The organism is Arcicella rigui (assembly GCF_034929435.1).
In the GTDB taxonomy this organism is placed as follows: Bacteria; Bacteroidota; Bacteroidia; order Cytophagales; family Spirosomataceae; genus Arcicella; species Arcicella rigui.
Window position 1 is genome coordinate 50910 of record NZ_JAYFUM010000020.1, and the last position, 19220, is coordinate 70129.

Annotated in this window: 17 protein-coding genes; 10 read left to right on the top strand and 7 right to left on the bottom strand. The window is 35.4% G+C overall.

Annotated features, from left to right (window positions below; translation table 11 throughout):
• Window positions 1–438 precede the first annotated feature (438 nt).
• Together VB248_RS16285 and VB248_RS16290 are read left to right on the top strand one after the other, a co-directional pair.
• Window positions 439–915 carry a cytidine deaminase gene (locus tag VB248_RS16285; RefSeq protein WP_323297863.1) on the top strand — a complete coding sequence of 159 codons (477 nt, stop codon included), beginning with the start codon at window positions 439–441 and terminating at the stop codon, window positions 913–915.
• 149 nt (window positions 916–1064) lie between these two features.
• Window positions 1065–1742 (top strand): TVP38/TMEM64 family protein, encoded by a 678-nt coding sequence (locus VB248_RS16290; protein WP_323297864.1) that lies wholly within the window; start codon window positions 1065–1067, stop codon window positions 1740–1742.
• A gap of 99 nt (window positions 1743–1841) precedes the next feature.
• On the opposite strand, the gene VB248_RS16295 is transcribed toward VB248_RS16290, so the two are convergent.
• A complete protein-coding gene (locus VB248_RS16295) occupies window positions 1842–2801 on the bottom strand; it encodes a hypothetical protein (protein ID WP_323297865.1) in 960 nt (319 codons plus the stop codon).
• Between the two features lie 143 nt (window positions 2802–2944).
• Between VB248_RS16295 and VB248_RS16300 the strand changes: the two genes are divergently transcribed.
• The 5 genes from VB248_RS16300 (at window position 2945) to VB248_RS16320 (ending at window position 8140) form a co-directional block, all read left to right on the top strand.
• On the top strand, window positions 2945–4567 hold the full coding sequence (locus tag VB248_RS16300; RefSeq protein WP_323297866.1) for a sodium/sugar symporter: 1623 nt from the start codon (window positions 2945–2947) through the stop codon (window positions 4565–4567).
• A 484-nt stretch (window positions 4568–5051) separates the two neighbouring features.
• Window positions 5052–5849 (top strand): Rossmann-like and DUF2520 domain-containing protein, encoded by a 798-nt coding sequence (locus VB248_RS16305; protein ID WP_323297867.1) that lies wholly within the window; start codon window positions 5052–5054, stop codon window positions 5847–5849.
• The gene (locus VB248_RS16310) at window positions 5846–6355 is read left to right on the top strand and encodes a KdsC family phosphatase (protein ID WP_323297868.1); all 510 of its coding nucleotides are present in this window, start codon (window positions 5846–5848) and stop codon (window positions 6353–6355) included. The genes VB248_RS16305 and VB248_RS16310 overlap by 4 nt, the downstream gene beginning before the upstream one ends.
• A gap of 88 nt (window positions 6356–6443) precedes the next feature.
• Window positions 6444–7169, top strand: a complete 726-nt coding sequence (locus VB248_RS16315) for a DUF6088 family protein (protein ID WP_323297869.1) — start codon at window positions 6444–6446, stop codon at window positions 7167–7169.
• The gene (locus VB248_RS16320; protein ID WP_323297870.1) at window positions 7166–8140 is read left to right on the top strand and encodes a nucleotidyl transferase AbiEii/AbiGii toxin family protein; all 975 of its coding nucleotides are present in this window, start codon (window positions 7166–7168) and stop codon (window positions 8138–8140) included. Before VB248_RS16315 ends, VB248_RS16320 begins: the two co-directional genes overlap by 4 nt.
• Window positions 8141–8202: 62 nt before the next feature.
• Here the strand turns inward: VB248_RS16320 and trpB are convergent, their stop codons facing one another.
• The 4 genes from trpB to VB248_RS16340 form a co-directional block, all read right to left on the bottom strand.
• Window positions 8203–9393 (bottom strand): tryptophan synthase subunit beta, encoded by a 1191-nt coding sequence (gene trpB, locus VB248_RS16325; protein ID WP_323297871.1) that lies wholly within the window; start codon window positions 9391–9393, stop codon window positions 8203–8205.
• A 1-nt stretch (window position 9394) separates the two neighbouring features.
• Window positions 9395–10036: a phosphoribosylanthranilate isomerase gene (locus VB248_RS16330; protein ID WP_323297872.1), complete on the bottom strand. Its 642-nt coding sequence runs from the start codon at window positions 10034–10036 to the stop codon at window positions 9395–9397.
• Between the two features lie 211 nt (window positions 10037–10247).
• Window positions 10248–10706, bottom strand: coding sequence for a MaoC family dehydratase (locus VB248_RS16335; RefSeq protein WP_323297873.1), 459 nt, complete (start codon window positions 10704–10706; stop codon window positions 10248–10250).
• 422 nt (window positions 10707–11128) lie between these two features.
• The gene (locus tag VB248_RS16340; RefSeq protein ID WP_323297874.1) at window positions 11129–11506 is read right to left on the bottom strand and encodes a DUF6249 domain-containing protein; all 378 of its coding nucleotides are present in this window, start codon (window positions 11504–11506) and stop codon (window positions 11129–11131) included.
• Between the two features lie 138 nt (window positions 11507–11644).
• Here VB248_RS16340 and VB248_RS16345 point away from each other — a divergent pair, with 138 nt between their 5' ends.
• The gene (locus VB248_RS16345) at window positions 11645–12214 is read left to right on the top strand and encodes an RNA polymerase sigma factor (RefSeq protein WP_323297875.1); all 570 of its coding nucleotides are present in this window, start codon (window positions 11645–11647) and stop codon (window positions 12212–12214) included.
• A 27-nt stretch (window positions 12215–12241) separates the two neighbouring features.
• Window positions 12242–12721, top strand: a complete 480-nt coding sequence (locus VB248_RS16350) for a hypothetical protein (protein WP_323297876.1) — start codon at window positions 12242–12244, stop codon at window positions 12719–12721.
• Between the two features lie 54 nt (window positions 12722–12775).
• Here the strand turns inward: VB248_RS16350 and VB248_RS16355 are convergent, their stop codons facing one another.
• Window positions 12776–14230, bottom strand: a complete 1455-nt coding sequence (locus VB248_RS16355; RefSeq protein WP_323297877.1) for a rubredoxin — start codon at window positions 14228–14230, stop codon at window positions 12776–12778.
• Window positions 14231–14692: 462 nt separating this feature from the next.
• On the opposite strand from VB248_RS16355, the gene VB248_RS16360 reads away from it, so the two are divergent.
• Window positions 14693–15094 carry a hypothetical protein gene (locus VB248_RS16360; RefSeq protein ID WP_323297878.1) on the top strand — a complete coding sequence of 134 codons (402 nt, stop codon included), beginning with the start codon at window positions 14693–14695 and terminating at the stop codon, window positions 15092–15094.
• A 188-nt stretch (window positions 15095–15282) separates the two neighbouring features.
• Here VB248_RS16360 and VB248_RS16365 read toward each other — a convergent pair whose 3' ends face one another.
• Window positions 15283–18828, bottom strand: coding sequence for a molybdopterin-dependent oxidoreductase (locus VB248_RS16365; RefSeq protein ID WP_323297879.1), 3546 nt, complete (start codon window positions 18826–18828; stop codon window positions 15283–15285).
• Between the last annotated feature and the right edge of the window lie 392 nt (window positions 18829–19220).

Below are 19220 nucleotides of genomic sequence, written 5' to 3' on the forward strand. Positions count from 1 at the left end.
TTCAGACTTGTTTTAAAACTAAGTATTTATTTCTAAATATCAAACATCGTTCTGTCATCAAAAAAGTCACAACTCACTGAAACTGCATTCTAACTCAGATTTTCTGTATTAGCTTACAGATTTAGCGAGCTGGAATACTGAAAATCAGAGTTGAAGCTCACCAAAACGGTATCGAAGCTCAGAAAATCTGAGTACCTACTCGCTTGCACTGAGTCAGTACTCAATAAATCTGAGTTAAAGCTCTGTCAAACTGAGTTGATACTCTGAAAATCTGTATTAGAACTCAATTTGGGTGTATTGGTGGTAATAGTGCATTTTCATACCTATTCTCTTTCAGCCAATCATCTTTTCAAAAATATCATGAACTATTCCAAAGTAGTTTTTCGTTATAATTTTCCCCATCTAAAAATATACCCTGACAAAACTTAATTAACTGATATGCAAAAACTTACTTTAAGCATCAACCTTGAAACGTACAATAATGACGCTGAACTTTCGACACTTGAGCAACAACTTTTGAACGAAGCCCGAAAAGCTACTTATAAATCTTATGCTCCCTATTCAAATTTTCATGTGGGAGCAGCCATTTTATTAGACAACAACGAAATCATTACTGCCAATAACCAAGAAAATGCGGCTTTCCCTTCGGGTTCTTGTGCTGAACAATCGGCAATTTTTTGGGTCGGGGCAAATCATCCCGAACGAATCATTAAAGCGATTGCTGTAATTGCTCGTCCCGGAAAAGAAGATATTTTCAGAGGTGTTCCGCCATGTGGTGCTTGCCGACAAGCGATGTTGGAGTACGAAGTCAGACAAAAATCGCCTATTCGTTTTATTATGGTAGGAGCAAATCAGCAAATTTTAATTACCGAATCTGTGGGCGATTTACTTCCGATAAAATTTACAGATTTTTAGGCTTGAACTTAGGATGATAAATTCATTAGGATGTGACTTATCTTTGTAAAAGTAATGAGCATAATTTGAGCGATGTTCTTTACTTTTTAAATGATTGATGATTTGGCAAGCACAACTAATCACCAATTACTAATCACCAATCACTACTTATGTTATCATTCTTCAAAAAAAATACATTTACCATTCTTTATACTTTTTTCTTAGGATTAATGCCTCTTTTGGCAAGTTCAAGCCTGAGTTATTGGATAATCACGCACGAGCAAGAAGTACATCATTTTTCTACACAAGCTTGGTGTATCGCTTTTTTATTGGCGTGTTTTTCAATGGCTTTTGCCCTCACACCGACTACTTTTATTGCTTTGCTGAGTGGTTATTTTTTAGCTTGGAAAGCTCTCGTCCCTTTGGCTTTAAGCTATTGGATTGCCTCATATTTGGGCTATAAAATTGCCCAATTGATTGACGGAGGGAAGTTTTTAAACATTCTTTCAGAAAAACCAAAAGTAAAGCAAATACTTGAAAACCTTCAAAAAGATGAATTCAAAATCATCCTTTTAGCTCGACTTTCGCCAGTGTTGCCTTTTGCTGTGACAAACGTGCTTTTCTCATTTTCAGGCACAAAACTTAAAAACTTTCTTTCAGCAGGTTTTATTGGCATGTTGCCCCGAACCATCCTTTCTGTTTGGTTAGGAACGCAAGCCCAAGAAATCCGAAAACTCATTGAGCATCCGAGCGAAGGAAGTATTGCTCAATTCTTCATCTTAGGACTTATTATTTTTTCGATGTTGGGCTTGGGTTATTTTATCAAAAAAGCAGTAAAGTTTGATTAAGTACTTCGTAAAGTTATCCGTTACTGGTTATCTGTTAATTGTTTAATTTCTCAATACATTAACAATAATTGAAGTATCTGAAAAACTTTACTCCACTCCTTAAAAATCAATTCCCGTTTGTTTCAAAAATTTAGACGATAATTTCGATTTACTTGTAATGTAACGAATGCTAAAACCCAAGTACGGTGCAGCGGGTAGGGAAGAAGTACTTAAATTTTCATTGGCAGAATTAAACGTCTTTACTTGTCGGAAGCCAGCCAAACCGCCTTCAATACCAAGATTAAAAACATTCAGGACATGGGCATTCGCCGAGACTGTAAAACGAACCTGCTGGTAATTTTGTCTGCGAATCAGTTTTTCAGCCGTTGAATATTCTTGATAACCAGCACTATAACCGTCATAAACTGTATTCAAATCCAAATGTAGCCACGGTTCGGCTTTGTAAGTTAAGCTTGCCCGAAATGGTAATACACCCGATACTTTCCAGTCGTTCCCCAAGGCTTTTGTAAAACCAAAAACAGGTATAATTCTGAATTTCTGACTATACACAATGGCTGTTCCATAAAGTATTTGCGTGCGCAAACCCAAAATTCGCAAACGTGCCGCTCCTCCATAAAAATATGGTTGTGGATTCAGAAAAGTTTCATTGGTTTGCGTAATACCTCCGCCAACGGCATAAACCCAAAATTTTTCTCTCAAACTGGCTTTCAATTGTACGAAAGTCATCCCCAATGTTTTGTAGCCACCCTCGGGTTGCTCTCTTCCATCAATTGTCGTGTTGATTTGAGCCAGATTAGCAATCAATAATGAATGTTTGGCTTGAATATCTGCCTTTTTACCAAAACCAATCCCTGCTTGAATTTCTGTACTCAGTGGAATAATTCCCAAAGCCGTATTCCGACTAAAACCAAATTTTTGTCCGTTCGACATCGTTGTCGTGGGCATAAATTCGGCTCTTAGACTAAGATTCGGATAGAAAAGCTGGCTCAATGAAGGCGTTTGAGCCGATAAAATATGCGTAAAGCAACAAGTCAAAAGCAATAGTGATATTTTTTTCATAATTGTATAGCAAAGGATTTCCTGTAAAAACGGTTAAGCTCAATCAAAAGTATTTTTACCAGAAAAGAGTAATTATTTTAAAAATCTTCTTTTATACTTATCTAAGATTTTATTTAACTATATTGATTACATTATCCCTAAACATGAACCATCTTCAATCCCTTGATTACCTCGTTTTTGCTCTTTATTTAATTTTTGTAGGTGGCTACGGCTATTTTGTTTTTCAAAAAAACAAAGCCAAAAATACTACTACCACAGGCTTTTTCTTGGCAGAAGGCTCGCTTACTTGGTGGGCAATCGGAGCGTCGTTGATAGCTTCCAATATTTCAGCCGAACACTTTATCGGCATGTCGGGTTCTGGTTTTGCCATTGGTTTAGCCATTTCTTCTTACGAATGGATGTCGGCTGCCACTTTGATTATCGTGGCGGTTTTCTTTATTCCGATTTATCTGAAAAATAAAATTTATACCATGCCACAGTTGCTTTCGCTTCGTTACAATGACACCGTGGCAACTATTATGGCTGTTTTTTGGCTTTTACTTTATGTATTTATCAACCTAACTTCTATTCTGTACTTGGGTTCATTGGCGATTGAAACCATTGCAGACGTTCCTTTTGAATACTGTATGTTTGCATTGTCGATTTTTGCCATACTTATTACGCTTGGTGGCATGAAGGTAATTGGCTATACCGACGTAATTCAAGTAGTTGTGTTGATTTTAGGCGGATTGGCTACTACTTATTTAGCCTTAAATATGGTTTCAGATAAATTTGGTGGAAGTGGTGTTTTTGACGGATTGTCACTCTTGAAAGTAAAAGCCGACGACCATTTTCACATGATTTTCTCAAAAGGAGATAAGTATTATTATGAATTGCCTGGTCTTTCGATTTTGATAGGAGGAATGTGGATTAATAACCTCAATTATTGGGGCTGTAATCAGTACATTGTTCAACGTGCTTTGGGAGCAGATTTAAAAACGGCTCGAAGCGGAATTATTTTCGCTGCTTTTCTTAAATTATTAATTCCTTTGATTTGTGTAATTCCGGGCATTGCGGCTTTTGTTTTGTATCAAAATGGAGATTTCCAAAAAGAAATGACTGATTTACAAGGTATTGTAAAACCAGACCACGCTTATCCTTCTTTGATGAATTTATTACCTCAAGGGCTAAAAGGATTGGCTTTTGCTGCCCTCACCGCTGCGATTGTGGCTTCATTGGCAAGTAAATGTAATAGTATCGCTACGATTTTTAGTTTAGATATTTATAAGAAAATCATTAATAAAAATGCCTCTGAACGCCAAACCGTTTTGGTGGGAAGGTACGCCGTTTGGACTTCTTTTGCGATTGCTTTGGTAGTTACGCCACAGCTTCGTCACCTTGAGCAAGCCTATCAATTCATCCAAGAGTATTCAAATTATATTACGCCGGGTGCTTTTGCTCTGTTTTCTTTGGGTTTATTCTGGAAAAAAACGACTTCAACGGCTGCCATTATTGCAGCTACGCTGACTTTGCCACTTTCAGTTTTGTTCAAAGCTTTACCGAATTTACTTCATACCGAACCCATTCCATTTTTAGACAGAACGCTTTGGGTTTACGTTATTTTGGTGGTGCTGATGGTGATTATTTCATTAATTGAAGCTCGCAAGAAAGAAGAAACCAAAGGCTTGGCGATTGACGGAAGTATGTTTAAAGTTTCCTCATCATTTGTGGTTATTTCTATTTTAATCTGCGGTGTGCTTTCAGCTTTATATACTGTTTTCTGGTAAAATTAAATTCTCTTTGCCGATTTAAACGAGCCATTCATTCAATTGGATGGCTCGTTTTTTATTAAATAAGCATCAAACTGGACAAGGTTTTACATTTTTAATCACCATAGACTTTAAGCCATAAGCTATTAATAAATAGCTTTTTACTTCAAAAAAATAAAATTTTGCCTAATGCCAAAAGCTTATTGCCTAAAGCATTCTTGTACTTTTTTACCCAAAACACAAAACGTTGACCATTTTCTACAAAATTTATACAATTCTATACTCCAATTCTCAGTTATGAGGATTAATATTTCCTTCTTGATTTCCGAAAAATTTTGTACAATAGTAAAACTTGACATTTACAATCATATATTCTGTGGATAAAACTGATTTTTGAGCTTTTTTATCACATTACTTCATTAATATTGTAATGATTTAGTTTTTTATTCAAAAAATAATTTTTCGTAGATACCGCCACTGCGATTATAATCTTATATAAACCTTGAAAATTTCATTTATTGGTTCTGGAAACGTAGCTTGGCATCTATCTCAGGCACTTGAAAAAGTAGGTCATAGTGTAGAGGAAGTATATAGCCGAAATCCTAAAAATGCAGATGCTCTTGTAAAAAAGCTATATAATGCTGCTGCAATGCGAACACTCGACTTTACGGATTCTCCTTCTAAGGTCTTTTTTTTGTGTGTTTCAGATGACGCCATTGCTGAAATCATTAAACATTTAAGGCTTCCGCTGAATGCCATACTTATCCACACTTCTGGTAGTAAGTCACTTAAAGAAATGGACGAACTACTCAGAGTTCACAGTGATATTCCTATCAAAACAGGTGTTTTTTATCCTATTCAGACCTTTTCAAAGATGTTCCACGTGAATTTTAACGAAATTCCCATCTGTATAGAGTCTGAAAACGAAGATGTGGAAAACTTGTTGATAACTCTTGGACAAGACATTTCGGATATTACTTATGCCGTCAATTCAGAAGAACGAAAAGTACTGCACGTAGCAGCAGTTTTTGCTTGTAATTTCACCAACCATTTAATGGGTATTGCACAGGAGCTTGTAGAAGAAAACGACCTTGAGTTTGAGCTACTTAAACCACTCATTTACGAAACCTTCAAAAAAGCGATTGAAGCAAAAAATATCTTCAAAGTACAAACTGGGCCAGCAGTGCGTGGCGACCAAAAAATCATCAATCAACATTTACTTTTCTTGAAACAAAAGCCCGATTATCAACAAATTTATCGAGCCTTATCAGAAGGTATATTACATCAAAACGAGAAATGAGTTTAAATCCATTCCAACAAATCACCACTTTTGTATTCGACATTGATGGCGTAATGACAGACGGTTCGGTGAATGTATTAGAAACAGGCGAACATTACCGTACTTTCCATATCAGAGACGGTTATGCTCTCGAACGTGCCGTACAAGCAGGTTATAGAATTTGTGTGATAACGGGCGGTAAGCACGAAGGCGTTAGAAAAAGACTACAAAATCTAAAAATCCATGATGTTTTTATGGGTTCTGGCGGGAAGAGTAAATTACAGATTTATCAAGACTGGCTAAACCAAGTACAAATTCCAGAAAATAACATTTTGTACATGGGCGACGACCTACCCGATTATGAAGTAATGATTCGCCCGGAACTATTTTCAACTTGTCCGGCCGATGCTTGTGATGAAATATTATCTATTTCCAACTATATTTCCCCAAAAAATGGTGGAAAAGGAGCAGTAAGAGACGTAATAGAACAAGTAATGAGAGCGAAGGGGGAATGGTTGAAGTTTTAAAATTAATTTTTATAGTTTAACAAAAAATGTCCAGTTTTTTTAATAAAAAACTGGACATTTTTTGTTAAACTTGTACAATAAAAATAATATGAAAGTATCTGAAAACATATTACTTAAAATCAATAAACTATCTAAAGGATATATATTCACCTATTCAGACTTTATATCTGAAGAGAATAGAACTGAAGCAGTTATAAAAGCACTGAATAGATTAGTAAAATCAGGTAAAATAGCAAAATTATCTAAAGGTAAATACTATAAACCTGAAAATACTCCATTTGGTCTTCTCAAACCAAACCAAAGAGAAGTTGTAAAAGACTTATTAGAAGATGATGGAAAAATAATTGGTTATATTACTGGATATAGCATTTATAGCCAATTAGGATTAACTACGCAGATAAGCAATACTATTCAGATTGGAAGGAATAAAGTTCGACCCAGTTTTAAAAGAGAATGGTATAAAATTTCATTTATTAAACAAAATAACATAATAACTAAATCAAATATACCTCTATTACAAATACTTGACTCGATAAGATACATAAAAAAAATTCCAGATTCAAGAAGTGATTTTTTATGTAAACGCTTCTTAGCAATTTTACAAAGTCTGTCTAAAGAAGATAAAAGTATTTTAGTTAAGCTTGCCTTAAAGTATCCGCCAGCTACTAAAGCTCTATTAGGTGCGTTCTTGGACCAATTAGAACAGACTGAGTTTACCGAACAACTTTATAAGTCATTGAATCCTGTCTCTAAATATAAAATTACAGGTGTGGCAAAAGTTTTGCCTACCTCGGTAAAATGGCATATTGTATGAAACTTCACGAAAACAAAAATCTATACAGACAGTCAATTGAATATACTTCAGAAATGATACATATTCCAGCTATTTACATCGAAAAAGACTATTGGGTTACCTATGCGTTGTATCTTGTTTTCAATCATAATATTGGTGAAGATACTATATTTAAAGGTGGCACAGCTTTGGCTAAATGTTATAAAATGATAGAACGGTTTTCGGAAGATATTGATTTGGTGGTTATCAGAAAAGATGGAGAAACAGATAACAAGCTCAAAACTAAAATCAAAACGATTAGTAGCATTGTAAGTAAAGTGTTACCCGAAATTGAATTAAAGGAAGTTACTCGAAAAATGGGAATGATTAGAAAAACGGCTCATACTTATCCTAAAGTATTTGCAGGAAATTATGGACAAGTAAGAGATAGTTTGATTTTAGAATCAACTTGGCTTGGCTACTATGAACCATTTACCACAAAAACAGTAATATCGTTCGTAGGAGAAATGATGTTAAAAACTAATCAAGAACAAATCGCAAATAATTATGGCTTAATGCCTTTTGGGGTGCAAGTCTTAAAACCCGAAAGAACAATCTGTGAAAAAATTATGAGTTTGGTTCGCTTTTCATACTCAGATGAAGCGATTGATGATTTAAAGAAAAAAATAAGACATACTTACGACCTACATCAGCTTTTGAAACAAGATGAGTTCTTAGCTTTCTTAAATAGTCCTAAATTTGATGTCATGTTACTAAAAGTAGCTAACGATGACCTCGTGAGCTTTAGAAGTAATAACCAATGGTTATCAAATCACCCAAATGAGGCTTGTATTTTTAAAGATTTAGACAATATCTGGAAAGAATTATCTTCTGCATTTAATGGAGATTTCAGTAACTTGGTTTATGGAGATTTTCCGAAAGATGAAGACATTTTGAGTACTTTGAAAATAATAAAAAAACGTCTATTTTCAGTTAAATGGACAATTGAATAAACAAAAACGGCTTTTCCGATTAAATCGGAAAAGCCGTTTTTGTTTGACAAATATTTTACTTCTTACTTAATATACTTCTGATAAGTCTCCAAATCTTTATCGCCACGTCCAGAAAGGTTAATCACTATTACTTCTTCTGGTTTTGCTCCTAATTTTGGTAAAACGGCTAAAGCATGAGCGGATTCTAAGGCAGGTATAATTCCTTCTAATAGAGAAAGTTCCATGGCTGACTCTATTGCTTCGTCATCGGTTACGTCAAAGAATGTGGCTCTTTTACTTTCAAATAAATGAGCGTGCATTGGACCGATACCGGGGTAATCTAAACCTGCTGAAATAGAATGTGGTTCTACTACTTGTCCGTCTGCTGTTTGCATCAAAATACTTCTACTTCCATGCAAAACGCCTGGTTTTCCCAAGAAAGTTGTCGCTGCCGACATTCCAGAGTTAATGCCATGTCCTGCGGCTTCTGCGGCGATGAGTTTTGTTTCTTCATCATGTAAGAAGTGATAAAACGCTCCTGCGGCATTTGAACCACCACCTACACAAGCAATTACATAATCTGGATTGGTTTTACCTGTTTTTTCTTTTAACTGCCATTTAATTTCTTCTGAAATTACCGACTGAAAACGAGCTACCATGTCAGGGTAAGGGTGTGGGCCAACTACCGAACCAATAATATAATGGGTATCAACAGGATTGTTAATCCAGTGACGCATGGCTTCGTTGGTAGCATCTTTCAACGTTCTTGAGCCACTGGTGGCTGGAACTACTTTTGCTCCTAACATTTTCATACGAGCTACATTGGGTGCTTGACGTTGAATGTCAATTTCGCCCATGTAAACGATACATTCTAAGCCCATTAAAGCACAAACGGTTGCCGTGGCTACTCCGTGCTGACCTGCACCTGTTTCGGCTACAATTTTGTGTTTCCCCAAACGCTTGGCTACTAAAATTTGTCCAATCGTATTGTTTACTTTATGAGCACCCGTGTGGCAAAGGTCTTCTCGTTTCAAATAAATATTGGTATTGTATTTTTCTGAAAGACGTTTTGCAAAAAACAATGGCGTTGGGCGACCAACAAAATCTTTTAAAAGTGCGTCAAATTCTTCCTTAAAAGATGGTTCAGCCATGATACTGAGGTAAGAAACCCGCAGTTCTTCTACGTTAGGATATAACATTTCGGGAATAAAAGCTCCGCCGAATTGTCCGTAATATCCTTTTTCGTTTACGTTATATGTTTCTGGTGCTATCATTTTATGTTAAGATTGCTTCTGTTGGTTTTAAGATTTTTATCAGTTCACCGATTTTTGAGATGTCTTTCAAAGCTGGCTCTATCTCAAATTTACTATTTACATCAATCGCATGAACTTTCAGTCCTTTTAGTTCTAAAGCCAGATGTGCGTTGCTTAAATCTATTCCGCCCGCCAGGAAAAATGGTTTATCATTATCGTATCTTTTTAAAATTGACCAGTCGAAAGTAATTCCGTTGCCGCCTTTCAGCTCTCCTTTTGTATCAAACAAAAAGAAATCACAATAAGGTTTATAATTTTGAAGTTTTCCGAAATTAAAACTTGCATCCACCGAAAAAGCCTTAATAATATTTACGCCTTTGAATTTTAGATTTCTACAAAAATCTGGTAATTCTTCGCCATGTAATTGTACGTAATCGAGGGCATATTTTTTTACTTTATCTAATATATAAGCTTGTGAGGCATTCACAAAAACTCCCACTTTTTTTACTTGATGTGGAAATGATTTCAAGAGTTCTTCATCAAGTTCTTCTGCTACAAATCGGCTTGATTTCTCGACAAAAATAAAACCCATGTAGTCGGGGGCAATTCCGAGTAACTCTCTGATATTATCAGGGTTACGCATTCCACAAACTTTTAGTCTCATTGTATTAAGTGGCTTATTAAAGGGGCAATTCAAATTTGGTTAATATCTTAACAAAGTTAATAAAAATCAGTGATTTATTACTTTCGACCATCCCATTGAATTCATCCAAATTTTGAAAAAAATATAATTATTAATAGAACAACGTACACATCAATAAGGTTTTTGCGAATTCTTAATAAAAATCAGTTAAAAATTAAACGCCTATTTTAAATTATTCATAAAGTATCGAAATTAGCTCGGCAATACAAACGGGCTTTTCTACTCCTTCGATTTCAAAAATACAATTCACCGTAATCTTCAAACCATTTGGTTGGCTTTCTTCGGCTTCAAGCAAACTTGCTTTCATGCGTACTTTACTACCCGAAGGTACAGCAGAAGTAAAACGTACTTTGTTTGCCCCATAATTGAGTCCCATTTTTACAGATGTTACGCTGAATAATTGGGTAAAAAATTGAGGTGCTAAAGAAAGCGTAAGGAAACCATGAGCAACAGTTCTTTTAAAAGGCGAATACTTCTTTGCCATTTCTTCGTTTACATGAATCCACTGAGCATCGTTTGTAGCTTTGGCAAAATCATTAATCATTTCTTGCGTAATTATTAAGTATTCGCTTGTACCGATTTCTTTGCCGACGAAATTTTTAAGTTCGAGAAGATTTTTGAATTGTATCATCTATCAATCTATTTAATTAAAATTGTAAAATACTGCATTTTTATAAACTCCTGAAAAAAAGCACAATAGCTTTTTTCAATACTTTTCCAGACAGATATTTTACAATTTACTGTTTTTGAATGAACAATAAAAAAACCTTCGCTCCCGTTGGAAGAAGGTTTGCTATTGATAGAGGTTAAACTCAGTAGTTTAAATTGGGTTTGTTACTTAGTTGATAAGCAATCAGTTTTTTTGTGAAAAGTCTGACAATGAAAAACTTGTTGACAGATGGCGTATAAATTGTGCTTCAAAATAACGATAAAACGCCCAGTTCATCTCTTTAAAATATGTTAATACTTGTTAAATGCTTTAAAGAAAAAATACCCAAACAAAAAAGCCTCATAAAACGAGTCTATGAGGCTTTTGCTTTGCGTAAAATTGGCTTATTCTTTTACTTCGTTCTTTTTGTCGATACTCATTTGATAAAAATAAGAAGCTAATAGACCCAAACCGCCGAAGATAAAAATCATTGAGAAATGAGCTACATCGCTGTCGATATTCAAAGCACTTTCCAAAACGCTTCCCATCAACAAACCTACGCCGAAACCTATCAATACAAAGCCCCAACGCAAAGAATGACTCGGATTAACATTATAACTTCTTGAGTTTTTATCGGGCGGAGTAATGCCTTTGGCAATCATTGCCATTTTTTCATCGTTTTCGTATTTTCTTAAAAATACAATCATTGTAAAAGTACTGATGATTGCTACAATCGGTACCATAATACCCATCAAGGGAACTAAATTATCAGAGATTTCCATGTCGTTAAAAAATTTATGTTTTATAATTGAATTTCTGCCGATATGATGTTGGAAAGCTTTAAGAGGTTACAGTAAAATTGAAAAAATATTTTTATTATCTTTCTGTAACCTTTTGTAAAGTAACAGCATCCAATCAGCGTGAAAACTAAAGAAACAGATACTTTTATTATTCAGCGTATTCTTTCAGGCGATAAATCTGGCTATCGTGAGCTTGCCAATCGCCACAAGGATTATGCCTTTACGGTGGCGTACAAAATTGTTGGCACTCGTGAAGATGCAGAAGAAGTAGCTCAAGATGCTTTTATGCAGGCTTTCAACGCTTTGGCTACTTTCAACCAAGACGCTAAATTTACTACTTGGTTTTATCGCATTGTTTTTAATGCCGCCCTGATGTTTAAAAGAAAGAAAAACATAGAAATGGACGACATTAGCCTTTCTGAATCAGCCCAAAAAGCCAGTACCGAAAGTAGCCATAGCTTACAAACCAACGAACAAAAAAAATATATTCAACTTGCCTTAAATAAGCTTCCGCCCGACGACGTTACGATAATAACGCTATTTTATCTGAAAGAACAATCTTTGGAAGAAATCGCACAAATTATTGGCATTTCGGCTGATACTGTAAAAGTAAAATTGTGCAGAGCCAGAAAACGCCTTGCTGAAGAAATGAAAAGGATTTTAGGAAATGAAGTAAATACCTTATTATAAATCTTGAAGAAAATTCGAGCAAACAAGATGATGAAAGACGAAGAAATTTTTGATATTTTAGACGGCACAGCCACAGCAGAAACCATTGCCCGCCACAATGAATGCTTGGCTAATAGCTCAGAATACCGAGTACTCTTTCAAGAGTATGTCGAAATGCACGCTCTTTTGGCTGAAATGCCATTAGAAAAAACGGCAGTCAATTTTACAGATAAGTTGATTGACAAATGGGAACTTTCGCAAGAAGTAGTTTTGGAAAGAAAAACCAGCAAACTTCCTTTTTACTTTTTGATACTCTCGGTGATTTTGATCATTACTACGCTTGTGATGGCTCTTGCAAGTAACAGTAGCATAAAAACATCATTTGACGTAAACGCAAGTGTAAGGATTTTCCAAAACCGAATTTTCATTAATACTTTATTGATTGTGAATACTTTGTTAATCTTTAATTATCTTGATAAAAAGGTTTTCAAACCCTACTTTGAAAAACGTTATCATATTCATTTATAAAAAAAGAGACAGCCCATCGGCTGTCTCTTTTATGATTCTAACCTAAAATTTCAGTTACACTAACAAACTATCGGCTTTTACAGCTACAAAAGTACTTTTTTCACTTTCGCACATCGGACAACAATAAGAGGCAGGTAAATCAGCAAAACGAATACCTGCCACAATACCGTTGACAGAATCGCCAAAGCGACTGTCGTAAATTGTGAAGCAGGTTTTACATTGAAACAGTTCTGTGCTATTAGTTTCACTTTTCGGATTTTCCTCTTTTTTAATGGCTTCTTTGTTTACATTGCCTTGTGCATAATAACGTTTGGACAATCTCTGTAACATTTCTGGCACATGGGCTTTATGTACAGATTGCTCAAATAAAACCAATTCACGAGTATTCGGGTTGAAATCTACGGTATGATAAATATCAAACACATGAAAAAGCCCCGCAAAAACTTTCCTTTTTTTGATGACCACAGAACCAAATACTTCTGATTTTGAACGAGTTTGAACCGCAAAACACAAACCAAAAGTTCGGACATCTTCATCGTCAAATTCTCGAATGATACTTTTCTTCAACGACAAGCCTTCTTGTGAAAAATCTTCTACTTGCCAATTCAATTCGTTGGCAGCATGACGCACATTAATGCCGTACTTGCCCAAAAGTTTATCCCAAATAAGGCGATGTTTATTTTCAATGCCTTTTACAATCAGAGATTTCCACGGCGTTGTACAGATTTGACCAATTTTAGTTTCTAAACATACTCGACAAATTTCTAATAAAAACTCAATCGAAAAAGTCTCGTTTCTACGATAAATGCCCAGCCAAGTTTTTTCGCCATAACGGTTGAAGCCTTCGTAATAGGGGAGGGAGAATTTTGGCAAAAGCAAATCTTCCTGTATTACTTGTGAAATTACTTCGCCTTTGGCGATTACTTTTTCATATACTTCGTGTTCATCCATTTCTCCAGACGATAGCATTACTTCTTCTATTCTTTGGCAAACTTTCGGAATTTCTAAAGTATAAATCAATATCGGAAAACGAAAAATTTTGTTGGACTGCTTGAAACGAACGTACAAGTACCAAAAATTTTGAATACTTGAAGCAATAAAATTAAGATTACCCGTAAAGAATGGCGTAAATGATTGCTGCGAATCTGAAATATTAATTTTTAGTTGGGGTTCATAGTCGAAGCCATCAAAAATGTCTTTATAAATCCCTTCCGAAATCCACTGACCCGTCGGAAATACCTCTTCTGCACAATACGAAGAAATAATATTAGGTTTTTTATCTGAATCTACTTCAAATAAAATATTAGATTCGTACAATTTTTTCTTAAATTCTAAAATTCCACTTCCACGAACAGTTTCAGCCTTCACATACATTAACAATTGTTGCCTTGCACCGAAGCTTACTTCACGTACTCCTGCCAATTTTGCTGCTTCCAAAATGTTTTGTAAAGTGCCGGGTGAAACGATTCCTCCGATTAGATTTATTTTAAATAATGAGTAGTCTTTCATGTCATATTTTGTTTAAAATATCTGTTAAGATATATTTATTTAGCATACTAAAATAGTAGTTTATACTTAATATACTGAAAATCAAAACTATAAAACGGCAAAAAATTACATTGAACATTTTTAATATTTTTTATAAATGTAGTTTTGAAAATAGTACTATTCAAATAAATATGATTTTTTTTAGAGGAACTTTCTTGAAAAAGTGAAAAAAGTTGTGTTTGGATGATTGTTATTTAAAAATCCTTTTCTAAGTTTACATCGTCAAACGAACGACAAGCGTAAGTTTTTAAGAATCGAGCTAAACTAAAAAATCAAAAATTTAGTTCACTTTTTTGAAATAAAAACATCGGTTATCCAGTGACGTCCAGATATAAAATGAGTTTAAAGTAAAAAATAAATTCTTAGAAAAATACAATTAATTCAACAACTAATAAATAACAAACAATTTAAAAATTTAGAATCATGAAAAAGAACACAGTTAAAGCATTTATCGTAGCGGTTACTATGGTTTGCTTATCAAATGTAAATACTTTCGCTTCAACTAAAGACGAAAACGCAACGCTTGTAAAAAGCAAAATTGCTCAAGTAAACAACACTTTAAGCTTCAATGTTTGGGTTGATAACATCGCAAGCAAAAAAGTTGTAGTATTAGTAGTTGATGCTGACAAAAACGAAATCCACCGTGAGTACGTTGATACAAAAGCTGGTAAATTCGCTAAAACTTTTGACTTCTCAAGCTTGGCAGATGGTAAATATACAATCGAAGTAATTAGCCAAAATGTGAATGTTGTTGAGTCAAAAACATTTGAAATCAAAACAAACCTTATCACAAACCGTGACGTAGTAGTAGCTTCAAATCGTTAATCTTTAAACATTAACGATTATGGCGAAACAGTTTTTTAACCTCTGTCTAAAGAATTTAGGGAAGTCTGTCTGATGATAACTTCCCTAATTCATTTTATAGGGAAAACCAATAAAATGATGAATTAGGAGTGATGAGTTAAGAACTTAAAATAACGTCATTTTCACCAAGTATTAAACCTCAACCATTTCTAATTTAAAGTATTTTCTAAAATTGCCCTTACTTCTGGTCGGCAACTTCCACAGCCCATACCAGCACCAGTTTGCGAACACAAAGCCGTAAAATCCTTACAGCCACTCACAATGGCATTTTTCAAATTTCCTTCGCCCACATTATTGCACGAACACACCAATTTTCCCATTACTGGGTCAGCTTTTTTGCCACTTCTCAATAATTCCAAACGCTTATCGGATAATTCAATGCCCTTGCCGATTAAGTCTTTGAACTCCAAGAACTCTGATTTATCGCCAATCAAAATTGCACCAACCAATTTATCGTTGTGAATGATACATTTTTTATAGTAGCGTTTGGCTTTGTCGATAAAAATAATCTCCTCATAATCAGGTGATTTAGGCGTATCAATCATGCCAAGCGAGCATAATTGTACTCCTTGAATCTTCATGATATTCATTGAAAGCGAGCCTTTGTAATAATTAGCAAAATCTCCAGCAATGTATTTGGCTATAATATCGGCTTGCTGTTCGGCGGCGGCAGTAATTCCCCACATTTGTCCACGCCACTGAGCGATTTCGCCAGCGGCAAAAATACTTTCATCAGAAGTTTGTAAGTAATCGTTCACGACCACTCCTCGGTTTACTTCAATGCCTGCGGCACGAGCAATTTCCACATTGGGCGAAGTACCGATAGCAAAAACAGCTACTTGTGCCTCAATTTTTCTTCCAGATTTCAGGCGAACGCCTTCAAATTTTTCTGTTCCGTAAAAAGCTGATACTTCGTCATTGAAAAATATTTCTATGCCCAAGTTTAAAATTTCTTCTGCCAACAATTCAGAACCCAATTGGTCTAATTGTCTGTCCATAAAACGGCTTGTACGCTGTACAATCGTTACTTTGATATTCATTTCACGCAAAGAAGCCGCCAATTCAAGCCCCAACAAACCTCCGCCAACAATCAAAGCGTGTGGGTTTTCTTGTTTTAAAAAGGGCATTAAACTATCGGCATCTATCCGAGAACGCATATTAAAAATGCCTGCAATTTTAGGAATTGAAGGTGGCATAAATGCCCTTGAACCCATTCCCAGAATTAGCCTGTCGTAAGTATGTTCGTTGCCTTCTGAATCAACAATGGTTTTATTTTTTCGGTCGATATTTACTACTTCTACGCCTTTGTGTACTTGTATGTTGGCTTCTTTGAATTGGTCTTCACGCAATTTTACTAATTGCGACCAGTCCTGAGCTCCAGAAATATAATCTGGCAACATTACTCTATTATAAAAAGGATAGATTTCTTTTGAAAAAACATGAATCTCGTCGGTCTGATTTAGTTCTCGATAAGATTTTATAAAACCCAAACCCGCAGAACCAGCCCCGATGATGATGATTTTTTCCTGTGGTTTGATGTATGCTCGTACTTCTACGGCTGTAAATTTGAAATCTGGTTCTTTTGAACGTGGGTCGTACAGGCTATTGGTTAAATTATTAGCTCTTCCGAAATCGCTTCCTAAAATTTTCCCGAAGTGCATCGGCATAAAACAAAGCCCTTGCTTTACGTCGGTCGTTACTTTAGCTTTTACTTGTGTTTTTCCTCTGCGACCGATTACTTCTACAATTTGATTATCGACAATATTTCTTTGTAAAGCATCTTCTGGATGAATCTCAAGATAAGGTTGGTCAATATGTTGGTTCAATTTATTGACTTTCCCCGTTTTGGTCATGGTATGCCATTGGTCACGGATGCGACCTGTGGTCATTACCAAAGGGAAATTTTCATCCGTACTTTCCGAACGGTTTTCGTCTGGCACAGCATGAATTTTTGCTTTTTGATTGTAGGTGTAGAACCTGCCGTCTGTAAACAAGCGTTTTGTTCCTTGCTCATTTTTTAATTTTTCAAAAACTTCAGGTTCAATTTTGCTCGACTGATTATCAGCAGGATAAGGCCATTGAACACTTCTTTTTTCTTTTAAAATTTCATAATTAAGCCCAGAAATATCAATATTTGTTCCTTTGGTAGAACGACAATGTTCGTCGTAAACCTCCGAAAGTGAAGTGTAATTGAAGGCTTCTGTAAAGCCCATTTTTTGAGCGAAAAGGTTTATAATTTCGGTATCAGCTTTTGCTTCGCCCGGAGCATCCAGCATTTTTGGTAAATAAGTAATTCTTCTTTCAGAATTGGTCATCGTTCCTTCTTTCTCCAACCAAGCTGCCGCAGGCAATACTACGTCAGCGAATTTTAAAGTATCAGAACGATTTGAAATATCTTGAACCACTACGAATTTGGCTTTTTCTAAGGCTTTTTCAACCAAAGTAACATCGGGCATACTTACTAAAGGATTGGTACAAACTACCCAAATCGCTTTCATTCTGCCGTCTGCCAAGGCTTCAAACATTTCAGTTGCGGAAAAACCTGCTTTATCCGAAATTTTTATGCCTCCCCAGAATGCTTGTACTTCTTCACGGTGAGCTGGATTCAATAAATCTCTGTGGGCTGGCAACATATTTGCCAAACCGCCTACTTCTCGTCCGCCCATAGCATTTGGCTGACCTGTTAAAGAAAATGGCCCATTACCTTCACGACCAATTTTTCCTGTAATCAAGTGCAAATCAATCAAGGAAAGATTTTTATTTACGCCAATAACAGACTGGTTCAAGCCCATTGTCCACATCGAAATAAAACCTTTTGCTTCGTGAATGTACTTGGCTGCTAATTCAATTTTTTCGATAGAAATTCCGCAAATTTCAGCCGATTCTGCTAAGGTTTTTTGAAATACTTGTGTTTGGTAGGCTTCAAAACCTTCGGTGTTGTTAGTGATAAAACTTTGGTCAATCCACTGATTTTCAATCATTACTCTACCAATGGCGTTGGTCAGTGTAATATCTGTACCAGGATTTATCTGTAAATGTAAATCTGCCTGCGAAGCCGTTTGGGTGCGTCGTGGGTCAACTACAATGATTTTTACATTCGGATTGGCTTGTTTATGAGCTTCTACTCGTCGCCAAATAATCGGATGACACCAAGCTGGGTTTGCTCCAGTCACAAAAAAACAATCGGCTAATTCAATGTCATCGTAACAAACTGGTACAGAATCTTCGCCCAGCGTAAGTTTATAACCAACCACTGCCGAAGACATACAAAGGCGTGAGTTAGTATCAATATTATTAGAACCAATAAAACCTTTGATGAGCTTATTGATTACGTAGTATTCTTCGGTAAGGCATTGCCCAGAAACATAAAAACCGACAGAGTCGGGGCCGTACTTCTGGATAAATGTTTTAAAAATGGCAGCCGTGCGGTCGAGGGCTGTGTCCCACGAAACACGCTGTAAAGGCATATTTCGGTTGAATCGCATTTCTGGAAATAATAATCTATCCGATTTATCCATTGCCGTATAATGCAAATTCATTCCTTTCGAGCATAGCATTCCTTTACTTGAAGGATGTTCTTTATCGCCTTCAAGCTGTAATTTGCCATTTCCCAAATCTGTTATTTCCACTCCACAACCAACTCCACAATACGAGCAGGTGGACTTATATTTTTTGCGATTTGATTTACTGCTCATTTTATTATGGATTAAAAGAAATTATCATTTATTTCAGAAATCGACTTATGCTTTTGTTTAAGCTTTATCGGAAAAAGCAAACAGTCTTGAAATCAATTTTCGATTATATATTCTGAAAAATAAGTAGTTAAGTGAGCTTTGGTTTGTTTTATTAAATTATTTCAAAAAAAAATTATATTTTTCATAAATAAACAGTTGTAAAACTGTATGATATTTCTTAGATTTGTTTAAGGGTTAGAATTGAACAATTCATCAAAATTGTTTATTTTTATTCAATCGCATTACCCATTGTGAGATACCGCTATATCTCAACTCCTTAAACTGTTGTCAACAATTTTACTCAAATTCCAACCGCCAATGGAAAGAGGCTCAAATCCCGAAGGTTTAACACT